This window comes from Halalkalibacterium halodurans, assembly GCF_004376175.1.
Classification (GTDB): Bacteria; Bacillota; Bacilli; order Bacillales; family Bacillaceae_D; genus Halalkalibacterium; species Halalkalibacterium halodurans.
Genome location: NZ_SNUY01000164.1, coordinates 258 through 819, shown reverse-complemented (window position 1 = coordinate 819; position 562 = coordinate 258).

Below are 562 nucleotides of genomic sequence, written 5' to 3'. Positions count from 1 at the left end.
TTAATTTTATCAAAAGGTGTCCTTTTGGTTTACACAAAATACGAATAAAAAGGCGTGAAGCCTACACTTTTTAGTGTAAGCTCCTACGCCTTATTTTTTTATTTCCTGGGGTTTTGTCCCAGCCCCTGTTTTATCGTGCGCTTAAAATTACGATTGACGAATGATATCCCTCATAGGCACGATATCGATGAATGCAGACTTTATTTGCATTCATCGTGGATGCCTGCGGGAAAAGCAAGAGCTGAAGATCCATCGGGGCGATTTCTAGCTGAAGCCGTCCCCGCGGCAAGGGAGTGTTTTTGACACAATCAACCCCATATAAAAATAGCAGAAAAAGAGGCTCTACAATAAATGTTGGGGTTTTTGCACAAAAGAGGGCAAAAAAAATGCACGCAGGCTACTTTATCCATTATCCTTGAATTGCCGAGAAACAAAGAAAGGATAGGAGCTGCGTGTACGATGAATTTTACCATGAATTTGCCCGGATTAAAAGGTGTGAAGGTCACAAAGATGGAGGAACGAGAGGGCTTTATCGCGCTCCATGTAGAAATGCCGAGAACGT